The organism is Cupriavidus sp. 05T313, assembly GCF_056396665.1.
In genome coordinates, this window is record NZ_JBFTLX010000031.1 from 14548 (window position 1) to 41085 (window position 26538).

A 26538-nucleotide genomic window follows, 5' to 3' on the forward strand; every position below is an offset into this window, starting at 1 on the left:
CCTATGCCTTCACCGGTCCGCGCGTCGCACCCGCAGCCATCATCCTGTCGATCTCCGCATCGTCATAGCCGGCCTCGCGCAACACCTCGCGGCTATGCTCCCCCAGCCCCGGCGCGTGGCGCTGGTTGACAGGCGGCGTGCCCGACCACTCGCTCGGCACCGCCATCTCCCGGATGCGGCCGACGCCGGGGTGGTCCGTCTCGCGGAAGAAGCCGATATCGCGCAGATGCGGATCGTCGAGCAGCGTCTCGAACGTGTGCATGGGGAACACCGGGATATCGGCTTCCTTTAGCAACGCGCGCCACTCCTCCGTAGTCCGTTTCACCATCTCGTCGCTGACCATCGCGTAGAGCTCGGTGATGTGCGCCGTGCGCGTGGTGATACTGGCGAAACGGGGATCGGCTTCGAACAACTCCGCCTTGCCGATCGCCTTGAGGAAGGTGCGCCAGTGATGGTCGTGGTAGATCAGGCAGCACACATGGCCGTCGCGCGTCCGGTACGGCCGCCGCTCCGGCGACAACAGGCGCGGATAGCCGAAGCCGCCCCTGGCCGGCACGAAAGTCTCGCCGTACAGGTGGTCGCCCAGCACATAGGGCACCATGGTCTCGAACATCGGTACATCCACGCGCTGGCCCTTGCCCGTGCGAGCCTGCGCATAGAGCGCGGCGCAGATCACCCCGAAGGCGTAGAGGCCCACCGAGCGGTCGGCGATGGTGATCGGGAGATAGCGCGGGATGTCGCCGCTGCCCATCGCCACCGCCTGCGGCAAGCCGCTGGCGGCCTGGATCAGGTCGTCGAAGGCGGCCTGCGGCGCGTAGCGCCCGCGTTGCGAAAAGCCGAACATGCCGACATAGACCAGGCGCGGATTCAGCGCCGACAGGGTTTCATAGTCCAGCCCCAGCCGCTGCATGGCCTGCGGCCGGACGTTATAGGCCAGCACATCGGCGTCCTTCACCAACCGCAGCAAGGCTTCACGCCCGTCCGCCGATTTCAGGTCCAGCACGATGCCGCGCTTGTTGCGGTTCAGGCCCAGGTAGAGCGGCCCCATCTTCTCGTCGCCGCAAGGCCCGATGCCGCGCGTGACATCGCCCTCGGGCGGCTCCACCTTGATCACATCGGCGCCCAGGTCGCCCAGCATCTGGGTGGCCGAGGGGCCCATGAAAACCGCCGTGATGTCCACCACCTTGACCCCGGACAGGGCGCCTGCCGTCATTGCCATCGTCTCCTCCAAGCTGCCGTATTAGTTCTATTAATAGAACTATAGGGTAAGACAATGGACCGGACAAGGACGAAGTGGGTGCGCCGACCATGACGGCGACCGCAACGGCGGCCCGATGGATGCCATGCAATGCCGCCCGATCATTGACGCAAAGGCACCCAGGGCAGCCAACCGAGGAAAGCCTCTAGATGCTTGACAACACAATCAGCCCTGTGCTGGAACCCGCCTTTTTTTGGGTCGTGTTATCCACAAATACTGTGGATAACAGGGGGTTCGCTTCCCGCTAACCGGCATGCTGCCGCCAATCCGTTCGGACTGCCTAATGTTTCAGCAACTTGAAGAATTTGTGGCATATTCGTGGCTGCGACGCCGGCACCCACCCTTGCGGTGTTCGACGGTAGAACATTCACGCTTCCTTTTTTCCGCTTTTCTTCCCTTCTTTTTCGCTTCCGCTCTCCCTCGCGCGCGCGCCCGGGACTCCTGCCCCGGCCTCCGGGACCGCGCCCGGCCCCTTTGGACCCTGACCGGGACTCTCGCCTCATGGTTTGCGCACGATCCGCGGCCGACAATACCTGCTCGCCTTACGCTTGCACCGCCGCACCGTGCGATGCCGTTGAAGGAGGAGTCGGAGTCATGGATCACTTGCGGTTTCGGGACGCCCACCGGCCATACACCCACTGCACGGCGCACGCCCGGCTGTCTGTGCGCCTGCCGGGCGGCCTGACGGCAGATGGCGCGGCCGCCGCATCGCTCGTGCTTGGCGGAACTGTCCTGGTGTTCTATGCGCTGTACTGCGAGGCCGGCACGTGGGACACGCTGCTCGCGGCGGCGAGCCGGGTGGTCCGCGACCATGACATGCCGGTTCGGGACCTGGGCCGGGCGCTGTCGCTGGCGCGTTCCCTGCGCGGGCAGGCAGCGGTGGAGCCGGCGCCGTGGCCCCTGGCCGCGCAGGCCCTGTGGCACGACGTCAAGGCACGCGCGGATGCGTTGCCCGGCATCGGCACGGGGTACGCGCAGCGGCTTGTCCTGCTCCTGGCCTGYCTGCACTGAGGCTGCCCGGGACAAGCGAGGAGGCAAAAGGAAAGCGGAAAGGAACATGGGAATCTGTCATGCGCAGCGCGCCGAGCCAGGGATGGGATGGCTGCCGGTTCACCTCGCGCATATCGCCGTTGCACGGTCAGGGCGGTCACGTGCAGCCAGGTGCCACCGAGGAGATTGCCCATAGGAAGGACTTGCCGGATATGGCAACGCCAGGACCGGCACGCCTGATGGAGACCGATATGCATATGTATCTTGCCAAGACCCTGCTCACCGGTGCCGCGTTGGCTGCCGGCCTTCTCACCACAGCCCAGGCCAACGCGGGCGTGCGTGACCTGGCTCCGGGCACCGCACCCGCGCACACCAGCCAGCGAGACGCCTTTACCGACGGGGCGCGCATGGGCCAGCGAGACGCCTTCACCGACGGGGCACGCATGGGCCAGCGAGACGCCTTCACCGACGGGGCGCGCATGGGCCAGCGAGACGCCTTCACCGACGGGGCACGCTCCGGACAAGCCGGGGGCACTCCCCTGGCAACGCTCGGCCGCCAGGGATTTTCAGYGTGCGCGTCCCGCCCCTTCGATCCCTACCAGGACGGCATGCGCAGCGGGCCTCGCGACCCCTACTCCGATGGCGGGCGCAGCGGTCCGCGCGACGCATTCAGCGACGGTGCGCGCACCGGCCAGGCCGATCCGTATGCTAGCGGCACGGAATGCCTGTCCGCCCTGCAACCCATGGGCACGGCATGACGGCGCACCATCGCCATAGCCCGAGATAAGCGCTGGCGACAAGGCCGGCTCGCAACAAGGAGTGGACGTCATGCGTGGCCCCCAAAGCCCCAAGGCATCAAGCTGCGCATGACACCACCGGTGGAAAAGGCGTGCCCGGCACCTGCCGGCAAACACGGTACCCACGGTACCTTCACGCAGGATTTCCTTTGCTAAGCTAGGTGAAGCACGCGGTGCACCGTACGCGGCAGCCGTGCTTTGGCCTGTCGCGCCGGCTACTCCCGCCCGCGTGAACGCCCATGCCCACGCGCAAGCAACAGATTCGCCTTTGCACCAGCCCGGATGGCGTGCGCCTCGCTTACGCCATCAGCGGCCAGGGACCGCCGCTGGTCAAGGCGGCGAACTGGATGAGCCACCTGGAGTTCGATGTCGAGAGCCCTGTGTGGAGCCACCTTCTCAACGAACTATCGCATTGCCACACGCTGGTGCGCTATGACGAGCGCGGCTGCGGCTTGTCCGACCGCGATGTCGAGTTGTCTTTCGACGCTTGGCTGCAGGACCTGGAGACCATTGTCGAAGCCACCGGCGTCGATCACTTCCCGCTGCTGGGCATCTCGCAAGGCGCATCGATCGCGGTCGCCTACGCGGTGGCGCATCCCGGGCGGGTCAGCCACCTGATCCTGCATGGCGGCTATGCGCGCGGCAGGCTCAAGCGGGCGCTCGACCTTCGCCTGCGGGAAGAGGCCGAGCTGATGAACCGGCTCGCCGAGATCGGCTGGGGCCAGGAGAACCCCGCCTTCCGCCAGTTCTTCACGACGCAGTTCATCCCCGGCGGCAGCGCCGAGCAGCATCGCTGGTTCAACGAACTGGAGCGCGTGTCGACCTCGCCCGCCAACGCGGCGCGCTTTATGCGCATCTTCAATGAAATCGATGTGGTGTCCCAACTAAGCCAGGTATCCTGCCCCACCCTGGTGCTGCACGCCGTGCGCGATGCGCGCGTGCCCTTCGACGAGGGCCGGCTGATTGCCAGCCTGATTCCCGGCGCGCACTTCGTCCCGCTCGAAAGCGATAACCACCTGCTGCTGGAAACCGAGCCGGCATGGCAACGCTGGCTCGACGAGGTGCATGCGTTCCTGCCCGCTACCCCGCCCAGCGCGGACCTTGTCTTCACCGTGCTGACCCGGCGCGAGCGGGACATCGTGGAGCTGATCGCGCAAGGCCGCGACAATGCGCAGATCGCGGCGCATCTTGGCCTGAGCGAGAAGACGGTGCGCAACCACATCACCAGTGTGTTCTCCAAGCTTGAAGTGGAAAATCGCGCGCAGGCGATCGTGCTGGCCCGCACGTCGGGCTTTGGCCAGCTAGGCGCATAGCGTGGCCTCCGGCGGGTTATGCGGATGCGCGAGCCATGCGTTCCGGCATGGCGATCCGGCAAACCGATCTACTCGAGATAGCTGCCGAAGCGTGCACGGATCTCGTCAAGATTGGCGAGCGTGCCGGACAGGTGCCGGCGCAGGCTGGCCTGTGCCTCGTCGGCGTCGCCCCTGGCGATCGCATCGACAATGGCGGTGTGATCCGCCACCACGGCGTTCGCCTTGCCGGCGATCGGCAGGTGCAAGCGGCGCAGCCGATCCAGGTGGCCGCTCTGGCGGCGCACCAGCATCCACAGGTCCGGCACCCGCGCGGCTTCGTACATCTGGCGGTGGAAAGCCTGGTCGAACAGGGAGAACTCGGCGAAATCCTGCGCCGCGAGCATCGCCTGCTGCCGTGCCACGCTCAGGCGCAGCCGCTCGACCAGCGCCGGGTCGGGTTCTTGCGCCAGGGTGCGCACGATTTCCACTTCCACCGAACGCCGCAGGAAATGCGCTTGCTGCGCCAGGGCAACACTGATGGGGCTGACCACGGTGGCGTGCTGCGGGAAGATATCGACCAGCCCTTCCTCGCTCAGCCGCATCAGTGCATCGCGCACCGGCGTCTGGCTGATGCCGTATTGCGCGGCCAGCTCGGTACGCGACAGCACCGTGCCGGGGGTCAGCGTCATCGAGATGATCATGTCCCGCATATGCTCGAACACCTGCGGCGCGGCGTGCCGGGTGCGGTCGAACTGGAAATGCATCTGGGGAGGGGACAGGGTGGCTTCCATCTGGTGGTCTGGTTTCAGGACATTGATGCGCCTTATCGCGCATAAGGACGCTGCTTCGCGTCCCCTGCAGGCATTCTAATAGAAAGTTTTCCCGTTTGACACACTAATATATTAGTGCTTTAATGGCTCACATGAGATCAGTTGTCGTACCTCCAAGGGAGGGCGATCCCGATGACAACACCCATGGAAGAGACAATGACGTCCCGAAAGAAGACGCCCGAAACGCTGCGCAGCGCGCGCTGGTTTGCTCCCGACGACCTGCGCTCCTCCGGGCACCGCTCGCGCATCATGCAGATGGGCTACTCGCCCGACGAATGGCTGGACCGCCCGATCATCGCGATCATCAACACGTGGTCCGACATCAACCCCTGCCACTCCCATTTCAAGCAGCGCGTCGACGACGTCAAGCGCGGCATCCTGCAGGCCGGCGGCTTCCCCATCGAGTTGCCCGCCATCTCCCTGTCGGAGAGCGCGGTCAAGCCGACCACCATGCTGTACCGGAACATGCTGGCGATGGAGGCGGAGGAGCTGATCCGCTCCCATCCCATCGACGGCGCGGTCCTGATGGGCGGCTGCGACAAGACCACGCCCGGCTTGCTGATGGGGGCGTCGAGCGCGGGCGTGCCGGCCATCTATGTGCCGGCCGGCCCGATGCTGCGCGGCAACTGGAAGGGCAACGTGCTGGGCTCCGGTTCGGACGCCTGGAAATTCTGGGACGAGCGCCGCGCCGGCAATATCAGCAAGACCGAGTGGATCGGCATCGAGGGCGGCATCGCCCGCAGCCACGGCACTTGCATGACGATGGGCACCGCCAGCACCATGACGGCGATTGCCGAGGCCATTGGCATGACGCTGCCGGGCGCCTCGTCCATCCCGGCCGCCGACGCCAATCACATCCGCATGTGCTCCGAAGCCGGACGGCGCATCGTGGACATGGTGTGGGAGGACCTCACCCCGCAACGGATCCAGACACGCGCCTCTTTTGAGAACGCGATTGCGGTGGCCATGGCGATGGGCTGCTCCACCAACGCCATCATCCACGTGATCGCGATGGCGCGCCGCGCCGGGCACGACATCGGGCTGGGAGAYTTCGACGCGGCCAGCCGGCGCGTGCCGGTGATCGCCAATATCCGGCCCAGCGGCGACAAGTATCTGATGGAGGATTTCTTCTACGCGGGCGGCCTGCCGGCGCTGATGAACCGCATCGGCGACAAACTCCACCTGGATGCCATGACCGTCACCGGCCGCACCCTGGGCGAGAACATCGCGGGCGCGGAGGTCTACAACGACGACGTGATCCGCACCCCGGAAAACGCGCTCTACCAGGAAGGCGCGCTGGCCGTGCTCAAGGGCAATATCGCGCCGGACGGCTGCGTGATCAAGCCCAGCGCCTGCGAGAAACGCTTCTTCAAACACACTGGCCCTGCGCTGGTGTTCGACGACTATCCGTCGATGAAGGAAGCGGTGGAGCGCGACGACCTCGACGTCACCGCCGACCACATCCTGATCCTGCGCAACGCCGGCCCGCAAGGCGGCCCCGGCATGCCGGAATGGGGCATGCTGCCCATCCCCAAGAAACTGGTGAAACAAGGCGTGCGGGACATGCTGCGCATGTCGGATGCGCGCATGAGCGGCACCAGCTACGGCGCCTGCATCCTGCATGTCTCGCCCGAGTCCTATATCGGCGGCCCGTTCGCGCTGGTGCGCACCGGCGACATGATCTCGGTCGACATCGACCGCCGCAGCATCCACCTGGAAGTGTCCGACGAGGAACTGGCTCGCCGCAAGGCCGCATGGACGCCGCCGCCACCGCGCTTCGGGCGTGGCTATGGCTGGATGTTCTCCCAGCACATCCGGCAGGCCAACGACGGCTGCGACTTCGACTTCCTGCAAACCGACTTCGGCGCGCCCACGGGCGAGCCCAGCATCTACTGATCACCGAATCCGCTCACCGACTCCGGACCCGCCATGACCCAAGCCAGCAAGCTCAGCCAGCCAATCATCGACCAGCTCAAGACCGTCAGCACGGCCACCCTGTGCACCGCGCTGTTCAAGCGCGGCCTGCGCAACCAGTTCATCCAGGACGTGCATCCGCTCAATCCCGAGCGCGGCAATATGGTCGGCGAGGCCTTTACGCTGCGCTATATCCCGGCGCGGGAAGACCTGAACCCGATCACGGTGTTCCAGGACCCGAACCACCCGCAGCGGCAAGCGGTAGAACAATGCCCGCCGGGCGCGGTGCTGGTGATCGACAGCCGCAAGGACGCGCGCGCCGCCTCCGCCGGCTCGATCCTGATCACCCGCCTGATGCAGCGCGGCGCGGCCGGCATCGTCACCGACGGCGGCTTTCGCGATTCGCCGGAGATTGCCCGGCTCGCCATGCCGGCCTATCACCACCGCCCTTCCGCCCCCACCAACCTGACGCTGCACCAGGCGATCGAGATCAACGGGCCGATCGGCTGCGGCGACGTCGCGGTGTTCCCCGGCGACGTGGTGGTTGGCGATGCGGAAGGCGTGATCGTCATCCCGCGGCACCTGGCCGAAGACATCGCGGCGGAAGCCGTGGAGATGACCGCCTTCGAGGACTTCGTCACGGAGGAAGTGATGAAGGGCCGCTCGATCATCGGCTTGTATCCGCCGACCCAGGAGCAAAGCCGGCTGGACTTCGCCGCATGGCGGCAGGCCACGGGCCGCTGAGCACTCACCTTGCGCGCAGCGCAAACCAGCACATGAGACAGCCGGCCCCGAACCGCGGGGCGAGGCCGCCACGGATGGAGACAAGATGAATCACAGTAAGCGAGGCGCGCTGCGCCACGTTGCCGCCCTCGGCATGCTGGCTACCGCCGGCGCCATCGGGCTCTTCGGCGCGGGCGCCCACGCCCAGGACAAATGGCCGTCGCGCCCGGTCACCTGGGTAGTGCCGTTCGCGGCGGGAGGCTCGACCGACATCGTCGCCCGCACCATCGGGCAGGAAATCTCGAAGTCGCTGGGCCAGCCGGTCGTGGTCGAGAACCGCCCCGGCGCGGCCGGCGCGGTGGGCGCGGGCTACGTTGCGCGCGCGAAGGCGGATGGCTACACGCTGTTCGGCGGCACCATCAGCACGCATGCCATCAATGCCAGCCTGTACAAGAACCTCACCTACGACCCGGTGAAGGATTTCGAGCCGGTCTGCCTGATCGCCTACGTGCCAAATGTGCTGATGGTCGATGCCAAGCTGCCGATCCATAACGTGAAGGAACTGATCGCCTATGCGAAGCAGCATCCGGGCCTGAGCTTCGCATCTTCCGGCGCGGGTACCTCGACCCACCTGGCCGGCGAGCTGTTCGCCGACATGATCAAGGTGCCGATGACCCACGTGCCCTACAAAGGCAGCCCGCAGGCGATACAGGACGTGGCTGCCGGCCTCGTCCCCTTTCTCTTCGATCAGCTGACGGCGGGCGACGCGATGATCAAGGCCGGCAAGCTGCGCGCGCTGGCCGTGACCTCGCCCAAGCGCTCGGCGCTGGCCCCCGATGTGCCGACCATGGCGGAGGCCGGCGTGCCGGGCTTTGAAATGGTGTCGTGGCAGGCTCTCTACGCGCCGCGCGGCACGCCGAAGGACGTGGTGCAGCGGCTGAACGCCGAAGTGGTGCGCGCGCTGAAGCAGCCCGCCGTGCAGCAACGGATGACGCAGCAGCTTGGCATGGAAGTGGTGGGCAGCAGCCCTGCCGAACTGGCGGCCTTCATGGGCAAGGAGATTCCGCGCTGGGCGGAGCTGGTGAAGAAGTCGGGCGCAACGGCGAATTGATCGCGTAATCGATTGCGTAATCGATTGCGTAGTTGATCACGTTAGCGCCGGGAACTACTCACTGAACAAAACCAATAAGCGCGAACTGAATCGCGCAGGAGACGACATGCACATCAACACCAAACCCATCGTCCAGGCGCTGGCCGGCATCGCCGCCGCCCTGGCCCTCGCCACGCCTGGCGCCCACGCCGCCGACGCAGCCTACCCCGCCAAGAGCATCACCATCGTCGTGCCCGCCTCACCCGGCGGCGCCATCGACCTTGTGGCAAGGCTGGTGGGCCAGAAGATGACCGAGGCCTGGGGCCAGCCGGTGGTGGTGGACAACCGCCCCGGCGCCACCGGCATCATCGGCACCGACCTGGTCGCCAAGAGCCCGCCGGATGGCTACATGCTGGCGCTGGTGGCCAGCAGCCACGCGATCAATCCGAGCATGGTGAAGAAGCTGCCCTTCGACACCATCAAGAGTTTCGAGCCGGTGGTGCTGACCCACGTGGTGCCGCTGATGCTGGTGGTGTCCCCTTCCCTGCCGGTGAAATCCGTCAAGGAACTGATCGCCTATGGCAAGGCCAACCCGGGCAAGCTGTCGTTCGCGTCCAGCGGCTCGGGCGGCGCGCCGCACTTCTCGGGCGAGCTGTTCAAGAGCATGGCCGGCATCGACATGGTCCACATTCCCTACAAGGGCAGCACGCTGGCGCATCCGGACCTGACCAGCGGCCGCGTGTCGCTGATGTTCGACACGGTTGCCGCGATCGGCCCGCAGGTCAAGGGGGGCAAGGTGCGCCCGCTCGCCGTGACCACGGCCAGGCGCTCGTCGACCGCGCCGCAGGTCCCGACCATGGCGGAAGCCGGCCTGCCCGGCTATGAAACCAGCACCTGGGGCGGCGTGCTCGCGCCGGCCGGTACGCCCAGGGCGGTGGTGGACAAGCTCAACGCGGAGATCAACAAAGCGCTCGCATCGCCCGATGTGCGCGAGCGCCTGCAGAACGCCGGCATCGAACCCGCGGGCGGCACCCCCGCGCAATTCGCCAGTTTCCTTGAGGTGGAAATGGGCAAGTGGGCCAAGGTTGCCAAGGACGCCGGCATCCAGCCCGAATGAGCGGCGCGCCGGCAGCCGCTACCCCACACATGCCGCCGGGCCATCGCACCCGGCACTCAAGCAGTACTCCTGGAGACAGAACATGCGCTTGCTCACCCCCCTGAAACCGCGCCGTCGCGCGGCACTCATCGCCCTGGCTATCGGCGCGTGGCTGCCCGCCGCGCACGCCCAGCCCGGCGTGGCCTGGCCGGCCAAGCCCGTGACCATCATCCTGCCGTTCGCCCCTGGCGGCGGCACCGATGTGGGCACCCGCCTGGTAGCGCTGCGGCTGTCGCAACTGTGGGGCCAGCCGGTGCTGGTGGACAACCGGCCCGGCGCGGCCGGCAACGTCGGGCTGGACATCGTGTCCCGCGCCAGGCCGGATGGCTACACGCTGGTCGCGGGCAATGTCGGCACGCAATCCATCAATCCCACGCTCTACAAGAAGCTCAGCTACAACCCGGCCGCCTTCGTGCCGGTGAGCCTGATGGCGGAGCTGCCGTTCGCGCTGGTCGTCACGCCCAAGCTGCCGGCCAGGACGCCGAAAGAACTGGTGGCGCTGGCCAAGGCGCAGCCCGGCAAGCTGACCTACGCCAGCTCGGGCAGCGGCGGCTCGCCGCATTTGTCGGCGGAGATCTTCAAGGCTGCCACCGGCATCGATCTGCTGCACGTGCCCTACAAGGGCGGCGGCGCCGCCATGAGCGACCTGATGGCGGGCAATGTCGACATGCTGTTCGCCTCCATCCTGGAAACCGCCGGCCATGTGAAATCGGGCAAGCTGCGCGCGCTGGCCGTGACCAGCAAGGTCCGCTCCCCCGCGCTGCCGGACGTGCCGACCCTGGCGGAAGCCGGTATTGCCGGCGCCGAATCGGGATCGTGGGTCGGCCTGCTGGCTCCGGCGGGCACGCCCAGGGAAATCGTCGACAAGATCGCCGCCGGCGTCAAGGAAGTGGTGGCGATGCCCGCCGTGCGCGAACAGCTGATTGCACAGGGCGCCATTCCCGTCGGCGGCACGCCGGCCCAGTTCGCGGACCTGATCGCCACCGATCGCAAGCGCTACGCCAGGATCATCCTGGACAACAAACTCAGCGCGGACTGACATCGCCAGCCTCGCGCAATCATCGCGCTCACCAACCGGATCTCTTCTCATGAAACAACGCCTGCTCCAGCATGGACGCTTGCCGGCCGCACTCGAAGCCAGCCTGGCCGAACACTATGACGTCCACCCCCTGTGGGCCGAAACCGATCCCGCCGCCTTCCTCGCCAGCCACGGCGCCGAGTTTGCCGCGCTGACCACACGCGCCGCGATCGGCGTCGACGCGGCCATAATCGCGGCCATGCCGGCGCTGAAGGTCATCTCCAGCTTTGGCGTGGGCCTCGACAAGATCGACCTCGAAGCCGCGCGCGCGCGCGGCATCGCAGTTGGCTATACCCCCGACGTGCTCAACGATTGCGTGGCCGACACGGCCTTTGGCCTGCTGATGGACGTGGCGCGCGGCTTCAGCGCGGCAGATCGCTTTGTCAGGCGCGGCGAATGGCCCAAGGCGCAGTTCCCGCTCAGCACGCGCGTCAGCGGCAAGCGCCTGGGCATCATCGGCATGGGCCGCATCGGCCGCGTGATCGCCCGGCGCGGCTCCGGCTTCGACATGGAGGTACGCTACAACAGCCGGCGCCCCGCGGCGGATGCGCCCTACCGTCACGAGCCCTCGCTGATCGAGATGGCCAGGTGGGCGGATTTCCTGGTCATTGCCACCGCGGGCGGGCCGGAGACCCGGCACCTGGTTTCCGCCGCCGTGCTCGAAGCGCTCGGCCCCGAAGGCTTCCTGATCAATATCGCGCGCGGCACCGTGGTTGACGAGGTGGCGCTGGTGGATGCGCTGGTGCACCGGCGCATCGCCGGCGCCGGCCTGGATGTGTTCGAGAACGAGCCGCACGTCCCTGAAGCCCTGTTCGCGCTGGACAACGTCGTGCTGCTGCCGCATATCGCGAGTGCCACGCACGAAACGCGCAATGCGATGGCGGACCTGGTCTTCGACAACCTGCGGAGCTTCTTCGCCAGCGGTGCCGTGAAGGCTGCGGCGGCATAGGGCAACCAGGATGCCGGGCGATAGCGCGGGGGAGCGATCGCCCCCCTTTTGTCTTATGCCTTGTCTATTGCCGCAATGCCCCGCGGTTGTACCCCAAACGAGGTAGATTTCCCCCCGATTTCCTCCTCACCCCCCCTCCGCCGAGTGGTAGCGGACTGGTCTTTATCTTGCGCATACTGATTGCCTAACCAAGAAGAATAACCACACAAAAGCAGAGGGGTCAGCCATGGAAGGAGCACTCACTTTCGGGGCGTATATCGTGGTTTTTATCGGGGCGCTGTTGTTCGGTGCAAGAAGCGTGAGCCGGCATCATCCCGCGCTGCGGCAGGACACGCCGCAAACCGCCAAGAGCCCGCAGCAATAATCCGGGCCGGTTGCCGCACCGCTGCGCATTTCAGGGTTCGGCGATGGCCGGCGCATCATCCGCAGCCATCTGCGCGAGGGCCCTTAGCCGCGCCATGGAATTCCGGATATGCAAGCGGGCCAGGTCTTCCGCCTGGCCGGCATCCCCGCGCTCGATCGCCGCGACGATCTGCTCGTGCTCCCCGATGGCGGCCTGCGCGCGGTCCCGCGCAAACAGGATCCGTGGCGCGAACACCTGCGACGTCATATGCACGATGGGTACCTGCCTCGCCAGGTACTCGTTCGCTGCCAGGCCGATGATGGCAGTATGGAACTCGACATTGGCCGCTGTATAAACCTCAGGCAGCCAGGGCTCGAGGCTCCCCTGCTGGGTTTCGATGATGGCGCGCAAAGGCGCTCCGGCCAGTTCGCTCGCGCGTGACGCCGCCAGGCGAGCGGCGAGGCCGTCGATTACCTCGCGCAGTTCATAGGCATCCATCAACTGACGGAAATCCGCGCTGACCACGGTGACGCCGCGCGCAGTCTCGGCGCTGACCAGGCCTTCCCGTTCGAGAATGCGCAGGGCTTCCCGCAGCGGCGTGCGGCTGATCTTCAGGTCCTCCGAAATCTCGACCTGCCGCAGCGGCTTGCCCGGCGGGTAGACGCCCCGGTAGATGCGCTGGCGCAGCACCTGCGCGACTTCCTCGACCAGCCGCACCCGGCCTTGCCACTCGAATGTTTCCGACATTTCCGACATTTGCCCCCTCTTGGCGCAGCGCATTTCCGCATATTCCGGCGCATCTCCGCACCGGGTGATCCAGACAGGTTGGCGCAGTTTACAAGGGCTGCCCACGGGTCTACTATAGCCTCAAACACTGGATTCTGGATCCAAAAACCAAAGCCCTGCATAGCATGGCGTGGCGTCCAGGCCACCCGAGACGTTTCTGGAGACCCCCGCCGATGAGCGATGCGCTTTGCTTTTTGTCCGCCACCGAACTCCAGGGCCGCATCGCCCGCAAGGAAATATCGCCGGTCGAACTCACGCAGGCCGTGCTCGACCGCGCTGCCCGGCTGCAGCCCGAACTGAACTGCTTCATCACGCTATGCGCCGATGAAGCCATGACCGCGGCCCGCGAGGCGGAGCAGGCGGTCATCGCGGGCAAGCCACTGGGGCTGCTGCACGGCATCCCGTTCACCGCGAAGGACCTCGTCAACACCAAGGGCGTGCGCACCACGTTTGGCGTGGCGCCATACCGGGACAACGTGCCCGACCAGGATGCGGTAGCCATCGCGCGCCTGCGCGAGCAGGGCGCCATCCTGATTGGCAAGACCACCACGCCCGAGTTCGGCTCCAAATGCCTGACCGATTCGCCCCTGTTCGGCCGCACGCGCAATGCATGGAGCGGCGAGCGCACCAGCGGCGGATCCAGCGGCGGCGCGGCGGTTGCCGTGGCCAGCGGCATCGCGCCGCTTGCGGTCGCCACCGACGGCGGCGGCTCCACGCGGATTCCGGCGGCGTGCAACGGCGTGGTCGGCATCAAGCAGAGCAACGGCGTGATCCCGCACAGCCAGGCGCAGGACCTCTTCGGCAACCAGACCTATGTCACGCCCACCACGCGCACGGTCGCGGACACCGGGCTGATGATGCAGGTCATGGCCGGCGAAGATGCCTGCGATCCGTGGTCGATCGGCGTGCCGAAGCCGGACTACGCCGGCGCCGCCCGCCCGCAAGGGGATTTGCGCGGCCGCCGGATTCTTTACTGCCTGGCGCCGCCGGGGCGTCCGGTATCGGCGGAGGTTGCGCGGGCATTCGAGGCGAGCCTGTCGAAGCTGGCCGGGCTAGGCGCGGAACTGGAAGCCTTCTCCGGTGATGGCTTTGACGTGGAACCCATCTGGCGCGCGATCAACCATACGGTCTGGCGCGCGCGCTTTGCCGCCATCGCGGCGGAGCACGGCGACCAGCTCAGCGCCACGTTCCTGAAGCAGGTGGCCTCCGCCGCGCAGGTCAGCGGCGTGGAGTACCAGCAGGCGATGTTCGATCGCTCGAAACTGTTCCTGCGCGTGCAGGCGCTGCTGCAGCGCGGCGACTTCCTCGCCATGCCGACGCTCACACGCACGGCGCTACCCATCGAACAAGACCTGTTCGGCACCATCGACATCGACGGCCAGGCATTCGAAAACGTCCGCGCGCACTGGTTCCCGTGGACGATGCCGTTCAACATGACCGGCCATCCCGCCATCAGCCTGCCCTGCGGCTTCGGCAGCGACGGGCTGCCGATCGGCTTCCAGCTGGTGGGACAGTTCCGCGGCGACGCCGAGCTGCTCCGCGTGTCCGCGCTGTTCGAAGCCGCGCACGGGCTGCTGGGCCAGTGGCCGCAGCTATAACGCGCCGCACCCCGTTTATTCATCGATTCAAACCGCACCCGCCATGACCCACGCTTTCCGCCGCAATTTTGTGATCAACGCCCTGGCGCTTCCGGCATGTGCCGTTGCTGTCCTCGCCCTGCCCCGGCCGGCCTTCGCGGCAGAGGATGCGGCGGCCCCGATGCATATCATCGTCGGCTACGCGCCCGGCGGCGCGGCCGACAGCCTGGCCCGGATCTACGCCGAACAACTGCGCCAGGATGGGCACGGCACCATCATCGTCGAGAACAAACCCGGCGCGTCGGCGCGCCTGGCGCTCGACTACGTCAAGCGCTCCAGGCCCGATGGCAAGACCATCTTCATCGGCCCCTCGCCGCTGTTCACCATCTTCCCGCTGACCTACAAGAAGCTGGGATATGACGCGGACAAAGACCTGGTACCGGCCGCCGTGCTGACCGACGTGCCCACCGTGATTGCCGCCGGTGTCCAGCAGCCGTACAAGAACATGAAGGAATACGTCGAGTGGGCCAGGCGCAATCCCGGCAGCGCCAGCCTGGGCCTGGCGACCATCGGCAGCGCCGGCCACCTCGGCACGGTGGCACTGGGCAAGAAGCTCGGCATTTCCGTTACGCCCGCTGCCTACCGTGGCGCGTCTCCGATGCTGGTGGACGTGATCAGCGGTACGGTGTCGATCGGCTGGGATGCCGTCGCCAGCATGATGCCGTTGTACAAGGGCGGCAAGCTGCAATTCCTGGGGGTGAGCGGCACGCGGCGCGCCAAGGCCTTGCCGGAAGTGCCCACGCTGAAGGAACAGGGCTTCAGCCAGTTCGAATACGCGACCAGCTGGTACGGCGCCTTCCTGCCGGCCGGCACGCAAGCGGATGTGGTCGCCAGGGTGGAGAAGATGTTCATTGCCGCCTCGGCCAATGCCGCGACCGCGGCCAAGCTGGAGGCCCTGGGGCTGGAAGTGGCCGCCGGGCCGGGACAAGAAGCGCGGCACCGCATCCAGCTGGAGCGTGCTGCCTGGAAGCCGATCGTGGAGGCTACCGGCTTCGTCGCCGAGGACTGACCCGGACCGGAGCAAACGGGCGGATGGCTCTGACCCTTCGTCCCGCTCTAACGCGCCGCGCCATCTCCTAGCGCCTCGCGCGCAGCCATCAGCGCGAATCCGAGCAGGTTGGGCCCGCGCCACTGATCGGGATTGGCCGCGCGCGGATCGTCGGCAGCCAGGCCGATGCCCCAGATGCGATCGACCGGGCTGGCCTCCACCAGCACGCGCCGCCCGGTGCCGAGYAGGTAGCCGGCGAGGTCCGGATTCTGGCGGAATTTCTCGATATTGCCCTGCGTCACCAGCGCCTGGCACGCGGCATTCCAGCGCCCTTCGTCAAAGCCGCGCACCTCGCGGCCAAGCCGCTTGGCCGCGGCGGGCGAAGGCGCCGCCAGTATCCGCGCCAGGGCAGGCTCGTCGCCGAACAGGCGCGCCTTGCCAGCCATCATGAAATGCTCCGCGCTGGCGAACACCTGGCCATCCACGCTGAACCGGGCGGGCCACCACTGCGACAGGCACTCCTTGCCCACCGCGGCCCCCGGCCTGGCGCTGTGGCCCCAGAAAAACAGGTAGGCGGGGCGGTGGCCGCGCCGGAAGGCACTGATCAGGGAGGCGTGGTCGTGGATATCGGGCTGGGTCATCGCGAATCGGTAGCGTCGGTAGCGTCGGTATGGTCTGGCATGGCTGGAGCCTGGGTGACCCCAAAGCCCTATAGTATTGTTCGCGGCAAGGCTGTGCGTCAAAGGGCACCAGGCAGGGCACCAGGCGCCGATGCCAGCCGTGACAAACCTTTGATCGCCCGGCGCACCGGATCCCCGCCAGCACAGGCTTGTGCTATCATCTGCGCCGTCTTAGGGGAGTAGCTAGCCTCCAGTCCCCCTGGAGGAGCCGACGTCAACATACTTGGTACAAAAAACCATGGCGCCGGCAGCCTGATTGGCTCTGCGAGACCTTTGACTTTTCTGTCCACCAGCTGGGGCTGGCACTGGGCAGCGAAGTCATTGGTTCGTGTGTTGCCAGCCCCTTTGGATATCTCATGGAAGCACTCATTGCTTCATTCGGCATGGTCGCCCTGGCGGAAATGGGCGACAAGACTCAGCTCCTGTCCTTTCTCCTGGCGTCCCGGTTTCCCGGCAAGCAGTGGAGCATCATTGCGGGCATTTTCGTCGCAACCATCTTCAACCACCTCTTTGCCGCCGCGCTGGGCGACTGGGCTGCCTCGCACGTCAGCCCGGATGTGACGCGCTGGGTGCTGGGCATCGCTTTCCTCGGATTCGCCGCCTGGGCCCTGATCCCCGACAAGCTCGACGACGAAGGGAAAAACGGCAAGCAGGCCGGCGCCTTCGCCACCACCGTGGTGGCCTTCTTCCTCGCCGAAATGGGCGACAAGACCCAGTTCGCCACCATTGCGCTGGGTGCGCAGTACGCGAACCTGGGCATGGTCGTGGTCGGCACCACGCTGGGCATGATGGCGGCCAATGTGCCCGCGGTCCTGCTGGGCGATCGCCTGACCCGCATTATCCCGCTGAGCAAGATGCGCTTCGTCGCCGCGGCGCTGTTCGCCGTGTTCGGGATCCTGATCCTGTTCAAGGTGAACTTCGGCTTGAACCTGGGTACCTGAGCGGCAAACGCGCATCACCGGCCTGCACAAGACCGCGAACGCCGCAGAGCGGCCCGGGTTATCGGCCTCCCGCCGACCTTGGCGGCGCTGGCGGGCGGTGCCGGCAGCTTCGCCCTGCGGCTGCTGGCTGTGTGGCAAGATTGGCATCTGCCCAAGGTGCCGGTCTGGTGATCCCGCCGGGATGCCAGCGCCAGGGCAACCGCGAGGGATGAACCGACATGCGCATGAAAGACACACCCAGGGACTGGGTACTTCGCGCGCCGCAGCAAGGCCGGCTGGAGCGCATCGAAGCGTTCTTCTCGGGGCACGGCTACGATATGCATCGCCACGATACCTACGCCATCGGGCGCACGCTCTCCGGCGTGCAGCGCTTCCAGTATCGGGGCGGGCAGCGCAACAGCCTGCCCGGCGGGACCGTCGTGCTGCATCCCGATGAGCCCCATGACGGCGAGGCCGGTTCGGACGCTGGCTTCAAGTACCGGATCATGTATATCGAACCGGCGCTGATCCAGCAGGTGCTAGGCGGCAAGCCGCTCCCGTTCATCAAGGATGGCATATCCAGGGACCCGCGGCTGCGCGCGGCAACCGGTATCCTGCTCCAGGGCATGGACAGCCCAATCGATCCGCTGGAGGAAGACGACGCCTTGTTCGATCTTGCGCATGCGCTGGAAGCGGTATCCGGTGCGCCTGCCCGCCGCCAGGGCTACGACTACCAGGCCGCCGAGCGGGCGCGCGAGTATATCCACGGCGCGCTGCACCGCACGGTCACGCTGGGCGAACTGGAAGCGCACAGCGGACGAGACCGCTGGAGCCTGTCGCGCGATTTCCGCTTGCTGTACGGCACCAGCCCGTACCGCTACCTGACCATGCGCCGGCTCGACCAGGTCCGGTCGCTGCTGGTACGGGGCCAGTCGCTGGCCGATGCCGCCCTGGCCGCGGGATTCACGGACCAGAGCCATATGACGCGCCACTTCCGCAAGGCCTACGGCCTGTCGCCTGCGCGCTGGATGAACATGCAGGGCGTGGCCGCGCCCGCGGCTCGCTGAGGCTTGCACGATCGTACAAGATTCCCCCCGTACGCCTTGCTAAGGTGAGCCCCCATGACAAGGCAAGGAGAGCAACGCCATGGACAACGATCTGGCAACCGCCACCGGTAAGTACCAAAGCCTGAATTTCGCGCAGAAACTCGGCCTGATCCACGAGCAGTGGACGCCGAAGGTGATCGCCGAGATGAACGACTACCAGTTCAAGCTGGTCAGGATCGAGGGCGAYTTCATCTGGCACAGCCATGCCGATACCGATGAGACGTTCATCGTGCTGGAAGGGCAACTGCGCATCGATTTCCGCGATGGACAGGTACGGCTATCGGCAGGCGAGATGTTCGTGGTGCCCAGGGGCGTCGAGCACAAGCCCTTTGCCGAAACGGAGGTGAAGCTGCTGCTGATCGAACCCCGGGGCGTGGTGAATACCGGCGGCGAGGGCGGTGAGCGGACGGCGGTCAACGACGCCTGGATCTGACCGCCGCCGGACTCAGGCCTTGCGATACCGCGCGATGCCGTCCGGGCCCACTTCCATCACGGCCTCCCCCCGATGCACGAGGTAGTTCAGGTGGGCAATGCTCTCGCCAGTCGCCATGCCCAGCAATCCGGGCTCCCCGCCAATGGGGCGGGAGAACAGTTCGGCGAAGACATCCACCGCGCGCTTTGGCTCGGACAGCGCCTGGCGCAGCCGGTCGAGCGCCTGGCGCTGGCTGCGCTCCAGGTAATCGATGCGCGCATGCAGGCCGCGGAAAGGCTCGTTGTGCGCCGGCAGCACCAGCACATCGTCCGGGACTTCCCGGCGCAGCCTGGCAAGTGAGGCAAGCCAGTCGCCCATCGGGTCCGCGTCGGGCTCGGTGGGGAATACCGACACGTTGGAGGAGATGCGCGGCAGGATCTGGTCGCCGCTGATCAGGATCTTCAGCGTCTCGCTATAGAGGCAGGCGTGTTCGGGCGAGTGGCCGTTGCCGACGACAACCCGCCACTGGTGATCGCCAATCGCCAGGCTCTCACCGTCGCGCAGGCGCCGGTAGCTGTCGGGCAAGGCATGGACGTACTTGCCGAAGCCGCCGAAGCGCACACGGTATGCCTCGATGGCGTTGTCGTCCCAGCCCGCGCGGCGATAGAAGCGCACGCCGTCCTCCGGCGCCTCGCGCCCCGTGTCCGCGGCGAGAACGCGGCAGTTCAGGTATTCCAGCCGGGTCATCCACAGGCGGCAACCGTGCTTGCGGGTCAGCCAGCCGGCCATGCCGATATGGTCCGGATGCATGTGCGTGACGAACAGCCGGGTCAGCCCGTCCGCCAGCGCCCCGCCCTGCGCGAAGAGATCGCGCCAGGCAGCGGCGGTCTCGCTGGTTTGCAATCCCGCGTCCACCCCCGCCCAGCCCGCGCCGTCGCGCACCGCCCAGAGGTTGATATGGCTCAGCGCGAATGGCATCGGCATGCGGATCCACAGCACGCCCGGTACGATTTCCCGCACGCTGCCCGGCGCCGGCGCGTCTCCGCATGGGTATTCGAGCACAGGCTTGCTCTCGGCCGAGGGGGTTAAACTCGCATCGCTCATGGGGTCTGATTCCTTGGTTCCGTGCGGACATGCGGGGCGTGCCGAGCGTTGTTGCACCTGCATGGGGCAAATAAGGGCCGTGCTTCTCGCATTCGACGTCGTGAGCGATTCTACCGAGGTCCGGCTGTTCGCGCAGCAGCACCGGCCGGCTGCGCAAACAGGCGTTCAGACGATGTGCTGCGGCGAACTGACCATGTTGTCCGTGCTGTCCGTGCCATCCGTGGTATTGGCATTGCCGTGCGCGTACATCGCCCGGATGGCCTTCTTGTCGAGCTTGCTGACGGCGGTCAGCGGCAGATTGGCTTCGAACACCACGGTCTTCGGCGCATTGACCACGCCCTTGCGCTCCGCCACAAAGGCAATCAGCTCCTGCGCGTTGGCGCTGCATCCCGGTTTCAGCACCACCACCGCCGTGACGGCTTCGCCCCACTTGGGATGGGGCAGGCCGATCACTGCCGACAGCGATACCGCGGGGTGCTGCGCCAGGCAGTTCTCGACCTCGCTGGAATAGACGTTGAAACCGCCCGAGATAATCATGTCCTTGGCGCGATCGACGATATACAGGTAGCCGTCGGCATCTTGCCTCGCCATGTCGCCGGTATGCAGCCAGTCGCCGGCAAGGGCTTTTTCGGTTTCCTCCGGCCGGTTCAGGTATTCATGCATGATCAGCGGCCCGCGCACGCATAGCTCGCCAACCTCGCCAGGGCCGACTTCCCGAAGGTTGGCATCGAGCAGCTTGACCTGGTTGCCGGGCAGCGGCCTTCCGCAGGAGCGCAACAGCTGGGGCCGCCGCGGGTCGTGCTCATGCCGCCGCAGATAGCTGATCGTCATCGGCGCCTCGGCTTGCCCGTAGATCTGGCAGAACACCGGACCCAGGCGCTGCACTGCCTGCGCGAGCCGTGCCTCGGCGATGGGCGCCGCGCCGTAGAGCACCATCTGCAGTGGCGAGAGATCGTATTGGTCCAGGGTCACGCAATCGAGCAGACCGTAGATCTGGGTGGGCACCAGGAAGGTCGAACTGATGCGCTCCGCCACCACGGTTTGCAGGAAATCCTCCGGGCTGAACTTGCTCATGAAGAACAAGGTGCCCCCGCGCAGCAACACCGGCAGCATGATGGCGCCCGAAGCATGAGAGATCGGCGTCGCCGCCARGAAGCGCGTTTCCGCCGGCCACTCCCAGCAAGCCAGCTGCTGCAGTGTCATGGTCACAGTAGTGCGCTGCCGGTGGATCACGCCCTTGGACTTGCCCGTGGTGCCGCCCGTATAGGAGATCTTGGAAATATCCTCGGGCTGGACGCGCAAGGGGATATCGGCTCCATCGAACGCAGGCAGCGCAGCGTTGACATCGGCGCCGAACGAAGCCGGCCCCAGCGTCAGCACATGCTCGACCACGCCCAGCGCCGCCAGCGCGGCGCCGCGCTCGGCGAAGCGCGGCACGTCCACGATCAGGGCCTTGATGCCCGCGTCGCGCAAGGCAAACACGTGGTCGTCCTGYGCGGCGAGCGGATGCAGCGCGGTGTAGCGCAAGCCCATCAATTGCGCCGCGATGATCGCCACCACGGCGTCCGCCCGGTTGCCCGACAGCAGGCTGATGCCATCCTGGCGGCGCAGCCCGATCGACTCGAAGTACCGGACCATGCGATGGCACTGCGCTTCCAGCGCCTGATAGCTCAGGCGTACCCCGTCCCCCACGATCGCTTCGCGCTGCGCGAAGGATTTGAACGCCGAGCGGTAGAGCTCCGCCACCGTCGATCCCGCGTAGAGCGGCTCCCTGCCCTGCTGCATATCCTGCATCCCCTCACCCCTCGTCATTGCTTTTCTATCCCGGCCTGCGCGCCGATGGCCACCATCTTCCCGGAATCGGACTTCATCTCCTGGAGGAATGCCTCGGGCGTGCCGGTCTCCACACTGAACCCCATGGCTTCGAGTTTGGCCTTTATCTCCGGATTCTCCACGGCCTGCCTCAGCGCGCCGTTCAATCTGGCGATGACCGCATTCGGCGTACCCCTGGGTACCAGCATGCCGACATAGGGCTGGTCCTCGAAGCCCTTCAAACCCAGTTCGGTGAGCGTGGGCACCTCGGGCAGCGCGGCAAGCCGCTTGCGCCCGAATACCGCCAGCGGCTTGGTGGTACCACTATCAAGGAAGGGCTTTTGCGCCGCCAGGGTGTCCATCAGCATGTCGACACGGTTGCCGTTCAGGTCATTCATCGCGGCCGGCACGCCGGCATAAGGCACCTTCAAGGTGTCGATCCGCGCCAGCTTGTTGATCCGTGCGTAGTAGAACTCATAAGTGGAAGCCGTCACCGCCATGGATGTGCTGCCAGGCTTCTTGCTCTCCATCGCCACGACCTGCTCGAACTTGTCCGCGGCGAACCCCTTGCGCGCCACCAGCACCAGGTTCAGGTTCACCGCCTTGCCGACCGGCGCCAGGTCCCGCTCGAAATCCACGGCCGGGTTCTTGTACATGGCCCGGGCCACCACCAGGGGCATCCCGCCCATCAGCACCGTGTAGCCGTCGGCCGGGCTGCTCGCCACGGATTGCGCGCCGATGGCGCCATTTGCGCCCGGTTTGTTGACCACCATGACCGGCTGGCCCAGGGTCCCGCTCATGCGCTCGGCCAGGATCCGGGCCACGATGTCGTTGGCACCGCCCGATTGATAGACCACGACAAGTTTGATCGGCCGTTCGGGATAAGCCGCTGCCTTGGCATCGGCGTGGGCCGTACCGGACCACGGCAGCACGGCGGCGCACAGGGTGGCCAGTGCTTTGGCAATACGCATGTCTCCTCCTTCGTCTCACGCGTCAGCTTGACGCTGCTTCGCTCTGATTTATTGGTTGAACCATTCTACAAATCGCCATAGCATTGAACATACTGGAAAACCCGGAGYGGGATCGGCAAGGGTTTCGCACCGCCGGCCTTCTACAATGCGGACTTCCTCCCGACGCCATCGAATATGACCAACGAGATTGACGCGCAAAGCCCCGCGACCCTGGCCGAAGCACCGGGCCCGCAGTTCAAGCCTGTCCAGGTACTGCGCGCGGCCGACGACATTGCGCGCCAGATCCGCCAGGAGATCACTTCCGGCCGCCTGCTGCCCGGGGCGAAACTGCCTGCGGAGCGCGCCCTGGCGGCGGAGCTGGGCGTTTCGCGCAACACCTTGCGCGAAGCGGTGCGCTCGCTGGAACAGGCCGGCCTGGTGCAACTCAAGAAGGGGGCTCACGGCGGCATCTTCATCACAGGCAACAATGGCGCGTCGGTCGCCATCGTGAGCGGCCTGCTCGACCTCTACCGCCTGGGCGGCATCGCGCCGCGGCACCTCACGCAGGCGCGCATCTGGGTGGAAGCCATTGTGATCCGGGAAGCCTGCCAGCGCGCCACGGCCAGTGACATCGCGGCCCTGAATGCCAACATCGACGCCGCGGTCGCTGCGGCCGAGTCAGGGGAGTTCGAGACCAAGGTCGCGCTTAACCACGAGTTCCATCGCATCCTGGCGCGCATGACCGACAACCCGATCATGATTGCCTTCATCAACGGCTTGATCGAGGTCCTGGTGGAATTCGTGATCCGGATCGGGCCGCACGACACCAGCTACATCTTTCCTTCGCGCCGCCGCTTCATGGCGCATTTCGAACGGGGCGATGCGGAGGCGGCGGTACAGGAGATGACCAGCGTGCTGGAGCAGTTCCAGGAAGCGTATTTTCCGAAGGAAATRGGCGGCTGAGGGTACCGCCGGGCCGTTGCGGCTATGCCAGTCCCGAGCGCTCGGCCGCGGGGACTGGCGCCGCGCCCTTTCCGCGGCACCGTCGCCAGCCCGCTGGCGGCTGGCCGAATTCGCGCTTGAACGCCCTATTGAAAGCCGCTTCCGACTCATAGCCGACGTGCTCCGCCACCGCGGCAACCGACTTGCCTCCGGTGAGGAGTTCCTGCGCCGCGATCTGCAGGCGCCAGTGCGCCAGATACTGCATCGGCGGTTGTCCCAGCAGGTCGGTGAAACGCTGCGCCAGCGCCGAGCGTGACAGCCCCGCGCTGCGCGCGAGCTCATCCACGGTCCAGTCATGGGCGGGCTGCGCGTGCATCATCGATAACGCCCGTCCGACGAAACGGTCGCGCACGCCGGCAAGCCATCCCTTCTTGTCCGCCGGCAATCCGTCGATACAGCGGCGCACCGCTTCGACAAAGAGCAGTTCCGACAACCTGGCAAGGACGATCTCGCTGCCGGCCCGCCAGTCCGCCGCCTCGGCCGTCGCGAACTGCAGCGAAGAGTCCAGCCAGGCGGAGCGTGGATCGTTGCGCATATCGACCTTGAAGATGCGTGGCAGCGCGGAAATCAGCGGATTGCTCAAGAGGTCGTTGCAAGCCAGGAATCCGCACACGAGACGCGTGCCGGTTCCGCCGCCGCCGTATGACAGCCTCATCACCTGGCGCGGCGCCGTCTCCAGTTGCATGGCCAGCAAAGGCCCCACCTGCACCGGGGACAGGTCGAGCACGCTGGCCATGATGTGCGACTCGCCTTGCGGCACCACCAGCAGTTCGCCGGCAGTGAGATGAATGGCCGACATGGGATCGTCCGCGAGGCGTGCCCAGCAGCTCCCTTCAGTGACCAGGTGGAACGACACGACACGCTCGGTGCGCGGCAGGAAGGCTTCGCACAGCGCCGCATCCGCTTCGCCAAGCACGCACCACGGCGCGGTGAATTCTCCGTTGAGATAGACCGCACCGCTCAGGCGGACAACGCGAAGTACGTCGGAAACGGCATCCATGAACAGGGTCCGTCAATTGGGTCCGTCAATTCCGGCGTCCCGCGCAAGAACGCTGGACGCCAGAGCATTCATCGAGACAGGCAACGTGGAGATACTACACCCACGCCCATCCGCGACAACACCTGTCTGGAGGGCATTCGCATGGATACCGCCGGGCAACCCCGCACCGGCAGGACGAGTGCAATCCATCCAGGAGACGCGATATGAGCGACGAGAAAACCCATGAGGGCGCCTGCTTTTGCGGTGCGGTGCGGTTCCGGTCGGCGGCGAGCCCGCCGGCATGGGCGATTGCCATTGCGAGTCCTGCCGGCGCTGGTCCGCAGGCCCCGTCAATGCGTTCACGCTATGGCATCCCGGCATGAGACTCACCGACGTGCACACAGCCGTCATTCCCGGCTTTCCCTTCCGTCCCGGCATTCATGTGCACTATCAGGAAACGCACCTGCGCATCCAGGACGGCTTGCCGAAAATGAAGGACACCCCCAAGGAAATGGGCGGCTCCGGCGTCGGCATGGCGGAGTAACGCGCCCGGCACGGCAAGCCCCGGCTCCCTGAATCCCAATCGCAAGACCRTAAGGAGAACTGCCATGTCCGCAGTCCTTTCCAATCCCGCCCCCGTCATCGATCTCGCCGCGGTCAAGACCCGCCAGCAAGCCGCCTGGTCCGCTGGCAACTACGCGGTCGTGGGCACCACGCTGCAGATCGTCGGCGAGAACCTGTGCGAGGCGCTCGACCTGCGCTCCGGCGCGCGTGTGCTCGACGTCGCCGCCGGCAACGGCAATGCCACGCTGGCGGCCGCGCGCCGCTGGTGCGAAGTCACCTCCACCGACTATGTGCCCGCGCTGCTGGAAGCCGGCCGCGTGCGCGCACAGGCCGAGGGCCATACGATCAAATTCCAGGAAGCGGACGCCGAAAATCTCCCGTTTCCCGACGCATCGTTCGACGTGGTGATGTCCACCTTTGGCGTGATGTTCACCCCCAACCAGGAACAGGCCGCGAGCGAGCTTGCTCGCGTCTGCAAACCCCGCGGCAAGATCGGACTGGCCAACTGGACGCCAGAGAGCTTCATCGGGCAGGTGTTCAAGACGATCGGCAAGTACATTCCGCCCGCGCCGGGCGTCAAATCGCCCGCGTTGTGGGGCACGACTGCAGCGCTCGATACCCTCTTCGGCGACACCGCGCGCGCGATCCACACGGCTACCCGCACGTTCACCTTCCGCTACCACTCGCCAGCGCACTTTCTTGAGATCTTCCGTACCTACTACGGGCCGATGAACAAGGCCTTCGGCGCGCTCGACGCTGAAAAACAGGCTGCCTTTGAGCAGGATCTGCTGGCGTTGATAGGCAGCCGGAACCGTTCGGGGGATGGGACGCTGGTGCTGCCCAGCGAGTATCTTGAGGTGGTGATTGAACGGAATTGAGATCGCAAGACGAGTTCGCATCGCGAAGCGAAAGAGCCGCAGCCTTGAGGCTGCGGCCCGGCGTGCCGGCAAGGCCGGCACGGATCTGCGCGGCCGTGCCTACGCGCCGATCGGCTTGCCGTCCTTGTGACGGACCACGATGGTCGAAGACCTGGCAGGCTTGCCGGCGTCCGGCCATTTGTCGGTGGGATGCTGGATGTTGATAAAGAACGTGGTCAGGTCCGGCGTGTACGCAATGCCGGTGATCTCGCACCCGTGCGGGCCGACCAGGAAACGTTTGCACTCGCGGGTGTCCTGGTC

Annotated in this window: 27 protein-coding genes and 1 riboswitch; of the genes, 18 read left to right on the forward strand and 9 right to left on the reverse strand. The window is 66.2% G+C overall.

Annotation, left to right across the window (positions count from 1 at the left end):
* Position 1: 1 nt before the first annotated feature.
* Positions 2-1219, reverse strand: coding sequence for a CaiB/BaiF CoA transferase family protein (locus AC1DKD_RS10070; RefSeq protein WP_441625794.1), 1218 nt, complete (start codon positions 1217-1219; stop codon positions 2-4).
* Positions 1220-1852: 633 nt separating this feature from the next.
* Here AC1DKD_RS10070 and AC1DKD_RS10075 point away from each other — a divergent pair.
* The 3 genes from AC1DKD_RS10075 to AC1DKD_RS10085 all read left to right on the forward strand — a co-directional run bounded on the left by AC1DKD_RS10075 (position 1853) and on the right by AC1DKD_RS10085 (position 4358).
* Entirely contained in the window at positions 1853-2269 is a 417-nt protein-coding gene (locus AC1DKD_RS10075; RefSeq protein WP_441625796.1) for a hypothetical protein, read from the forward strand.
* 191 nt (positions 2270-2460) lie between these two features.
* Positions 2461-3006 carry a copper resistance protein CopQ gene (locus tag AC1DKD_RS10080; protein WP_477143237.1) on the forward strand — a complete coding sequence of 182 codons (546 nt, stop codon included), beginning with the start codon at positions 2461-2463 and terminating at the stop codon, positions 3004-3006.
* Positions 3007-3284: 278 nt separating this feature from the next.
* A complete protein-coding gene (locus tag AC1DKD_RS10085) occupies positions 3285-4358 on the forward strand; it encodes an alpha/beta fold hydrolase (RefSeq protein ID WP_441625800.1) in 1074 nt (357 codons plus the stop codon).
* Between the two features lie 68 nt (positions 4359-4426).
* On the opposite strand, the gene AC1DKD_RS10090 is transcribed toward AC1DKD_RS10085, so the two are convergent.
* The gene (locus AC1DKD_RS10090) at positions 4427-5128 is read right to left on the reverse strand and encodes a GntR family transcriptional regulator (RefSeq protein WP_441625802.1); all 702 of its coding nucleotides are present in this window, start codon (positions 5126-5128) and stop codon (positions 4427-4429) included.
* Positions 5129-5323: 195 nt separating this feature from the next.
* On the opposite strand from AC1DKD_RS10090, the gene araD reads away from it, so the two are divergent.
* The 7 genes from araD (at position 5324) to AC1DKD_RS10125 (ending at position 12441) form a co-directional block, all read left to right on the forward strand.
* A complete protein-coding gene (gene araD / locus AC1DKD_RS10095; protein WP_441625804.1) occupies positions 5324-7063 on the forward strand; it encodes an L-arabinonate dehydratase in 1740 nt (579 codons plus the stop codon).
* A gap of 33 nt (positions 7064-7096) precedes the next feature.
* The gene (locus tag AC1DKD_RS10100; protein ID WP_441625806.1) at positions 7097-7825 is read left to right on the forward strand and encodes a ribonuclease activity regulator RraA; all 729 of its coding nucleotides are present in this window, start codon (positions 7097-7099) and stop codon (positions 7823-7825) included.
* 85 nt (positions 7826-7910) lie between these two features.
* Entirely contained in the window at positions 7911-8915 is a 1005-nt protein-coding gene (locus AC1DKD_RS10105) for a Bug family tripartite tricarboxylate transporter substrate binding protein (RefSeq protein WP_441625808.1), read from the forward strand.
* A gap of 106 nt (positions 8916-9021) precedes the next feature.
* Positions 9022-10011: a tripartite tricarboxylate transporter substrate binding protein gene (locus AC1DKD_RS10110; protein ID WP_477111137.1), complete on the forward strand. Its 990-nt coding sequence runs from the start codon at positions 9022-9024 to the stop codon at positions 10009-10011.
* A gap of 82 nt (positions 10012-10093) precedes the next feature.
* On the forward strand, positions 10094-11089 hold the full coding sequence (locus AC1DKD_RS10115; RefSeq protein WP_441625811.1) for a Bug family tripartite tricarboxylate transporter substrate binding protein: 996 nt from the start codon (positions 10094-10096) through the stop codon (positions 11087-11089).
* A gap of 49 nt (positions 11090-11138) precedes the next feature.
* Positions 11139-12077 (forward strand): 2-hydroxyacid dehydrogenase, encoded by a 939-nt coding sequence (locus tag AC1DKD_RS10120; protein ID WP_441625812.1) that lies wholly within the window; start codon positions 11139-11141, stop codon positions 12075-12077.
* 226 nt (positions 12078-12303) lie between these two features.
* Positions 12304-12441, forward strand: a complete 138-nt coding sequence (locus AC1DKD_RS10125; RefSeq protein ID WP_441625813.1) for a hypothetical protein — start codon at positions 12304-12306, stop codon at positions 12439-12441.
* A 30-nt stretch (positions 12442-12471) separates the two neighbouring features.
* Here the strand turns inward: AC1DKD_RS10125 and AC1DKD_RS10130 are convergent, their stop codons facing one another.
* On the reverse strand, positions 12472-13167 hold the full coding sequence (locus AC1DKD_RS10130; protein WP_441625815.1) for a GntR family transcriptional regulator: 696 nt from the start codon (positions 13165-13167) through the stop codon (positions 12472-12474).
* Positions 13168-13379: 212 nt separating this feature from the next.
* On the opposite strand from AC1DKD_RS10130, the gene AC1DKD_RS10135 reads away from it, so the two are divergent.
* Positions 13380-14804 (forward strand): amidase, encoded by a 1425-nt coding sequence (locus AC1DKD_RS10135; RefSeq protein WP_441625817.1) that lies wholly within the window; start codon positions 13380-13382, stop codon positions 14802-14804.
* Between the two features lie 43 nt (positions 14805-14847).
* On the forward strand, positions 14848-15852 hold the full coding sequence (locus tag AC1DKD_RS10140) for a tripartite tricarboxylate transporter substrate-binding protein (protein WP_477111136.1): 1005 nt from the start codon (positions 14848-14850) through the stop codon (positions 15850-15852).
* A 47-nt stretch (positions 15853-15899) separates the two neighbouring features.
* On the opposite strand, the gene AC1DKD_RS10145 is transcribed toward AC1DKD_RS10140, so the two are convergent.
* Positions 15900-16472 (reverse strand): NADAR family protein, encoded by a 573-nt coding sequence (locus tag AC1DKD_RS10145; protein ID WP_428179557.1) that lies wholly within the window; start codon positions 16470-16472, stop codon positions 15900-15902.
* Positions 16473-16671: 199 nt separating this feature from the next.
* A riboswitch (yybP-ykoY riboswitch) is annotated at positions 16672-16862 on the forward strand.
* A gap of 5 nt (positions 16863-16867) precedes the next feature.
* On the opposite strand from AC1DKD_RS10145, the gene AC1DKD_RS10150 reads away from it, so the two are divergent.
* The 3 genes from AC1DKD_RS10150 (at position 16868) to AC1DKD_RS10160 (ending at position 18970) form a co-directional block, all read left to right on the forward strand.
* On the forward strand, positions 16868-17452 hold the full coding sequence (locus tag AC1DKD_RS10150; protein ID WP_441625822.1) for a TMEM165/GDT1 family protein: 585 nt from the start codon (positions 16868-16870) through the stop codon (positions 17450-17452).
* Positions 17453-17670: 218 nt separating this feature from the next.
* Positions 17671-18498: an AraC family transcriptional regulator gene (locus tag AC1DKD_RS10155; protein WP_441625824.1), complete on the forward strand. Its 828-nt coding sequence runs from the start codon at positions 17671-17673 to the stop codon at positions 18496-18498.
* 79 nt (positions 18499-18577) lie between these two features.
* Positions 18578-18970 carry a cupin domain-containing protein gene (locus AC1DKD_RS10160; RefSeq protein WP_441625826.1) on the forward strand — a complete coding sequence of 131 codons (393 nt, stop codon included), beginning with the start codon at positions 18578-18580 and terminating at the stop codon, positions 18968-18970.
* Between the two features lie 12 nt (positions 18971-18982).
* Here AC1DKD_RS10160 and AC1DKD_RS10165 read toward each other — a convergent pair whose 3' ends face one another.
* The 3 genes from AC1DKD_RS10165 to AC1DKD_RS10175 all read right to left on the reverse strand — a co-directional run bounded on the left by AC1DKD_RS10165 (position 18983) and on the right by AC1DKD_RS10175 (position 22836).
* Positions 18983-20053 carry an MBL fold metallo-hydrolase gene (locus tag AC1DKD_RS10165; protein WP_441625828.1) on the reverse strand — a complete coding sequence of 357 codons (1071 nt, stop codon included), beginning with the start codon at positions 20051-20053 and terminating at the stop codon, positions 18983-18985.
* Positions 20054-20218: 165 nt separating this feature from the next.
* A complete protein-coding gene (locus tag AC1DKD_RS10170; RefSeq protein ID WP_441625830.1) occupies positions 20219-21865 on the reverse strand; it encodes an AMP-binding protein in 1647 nt (548 codons plus the stop codon).
* Positions 21862-22836, reverse strand: coding sequence for a Bug family tripartite tricarboxylate transporter substrate binding protein (locus tag AC1DKD_RS10175; protein ID WP_441625832.1), 975 nt, complete (start codon positions 22834-22836; stop codon positions 21862-21864). The genes AC1DKD_RS10170 and AC1DKD_RS10175 overlap by 4 nt, the downstream gene beginning before the upstream one ends.
* 174 nt (positions 22837-23010) lie before the next feature.
* Here AC1DKD_RS10175 and AC1DKD_RS10180 point away from each other — a divergent pair, with 174 nt between their 5' ends.
* A complete protein-coding gene (locus tag AC1DKD_RS10180; protein ID WP_477143238.1) occupies positions 23011-23778 on the forward strand; it encodes a FadR/GntR family transcriptional regulator in 768 nt (255 codons plus the stop codon).
* Positions 23779-23800: 22 nt separating this feature from the next.
* On the opposite strand, the gene AC1DKD_RS10185 is transcribed toward AC1DKD_RS10180, so the two are convergent.
* Entirely contained in the window at positions 23801-24817 is a 1017-nt protein-coding gene (locus tag AC1DKD_RS10185; RefSeq protein ID WP_441625835.1) for an AraC family transcriptional regulator, read from the reverse strand.
* A gap of 358 nt (positions 24818-25175) precedes the next feature.
* Here AC1DKD_RS10185 and AC1DKD_RS10190 point away from each other — a divergent pair, with 358 nt between their 5' ends.
* Positions 25176-25340 (forward strand): hypothetical protein, encoded by a 165-nt coding sequence (locus AC1DKD_RS10190; RefSeq protein ID WP_441625837.1) that lies wholly within the window; start codon positions 25176-25178, stop codon positions 25338-25340.
* Between the two features lie 64 nt (positions 25341-25404).
* Complete coding sequence (locus AC1DKD_RS10195) at positions 25405-26238, forward strand: class I SAM-dependent methyltransferase (RefSeq protein ID WP_441625839.1); 834 nt, start codon at positions 25405-25407, stop codon at positions 26236-26238.
* Positions 26239-26337: 99 nt separating this feature from the next.
* Here the strand turns inward: AC1DKD_RS10195 and AC1DKD_RS10200 are convergent.
* Positions 26338-26538: alkaline phosphatase PhoX (locus tag AC1DKD_RS10200; protein WP_477143239.1), on the reverse strand; the 201-nt coding region annotated here is incomplete at its 5' end.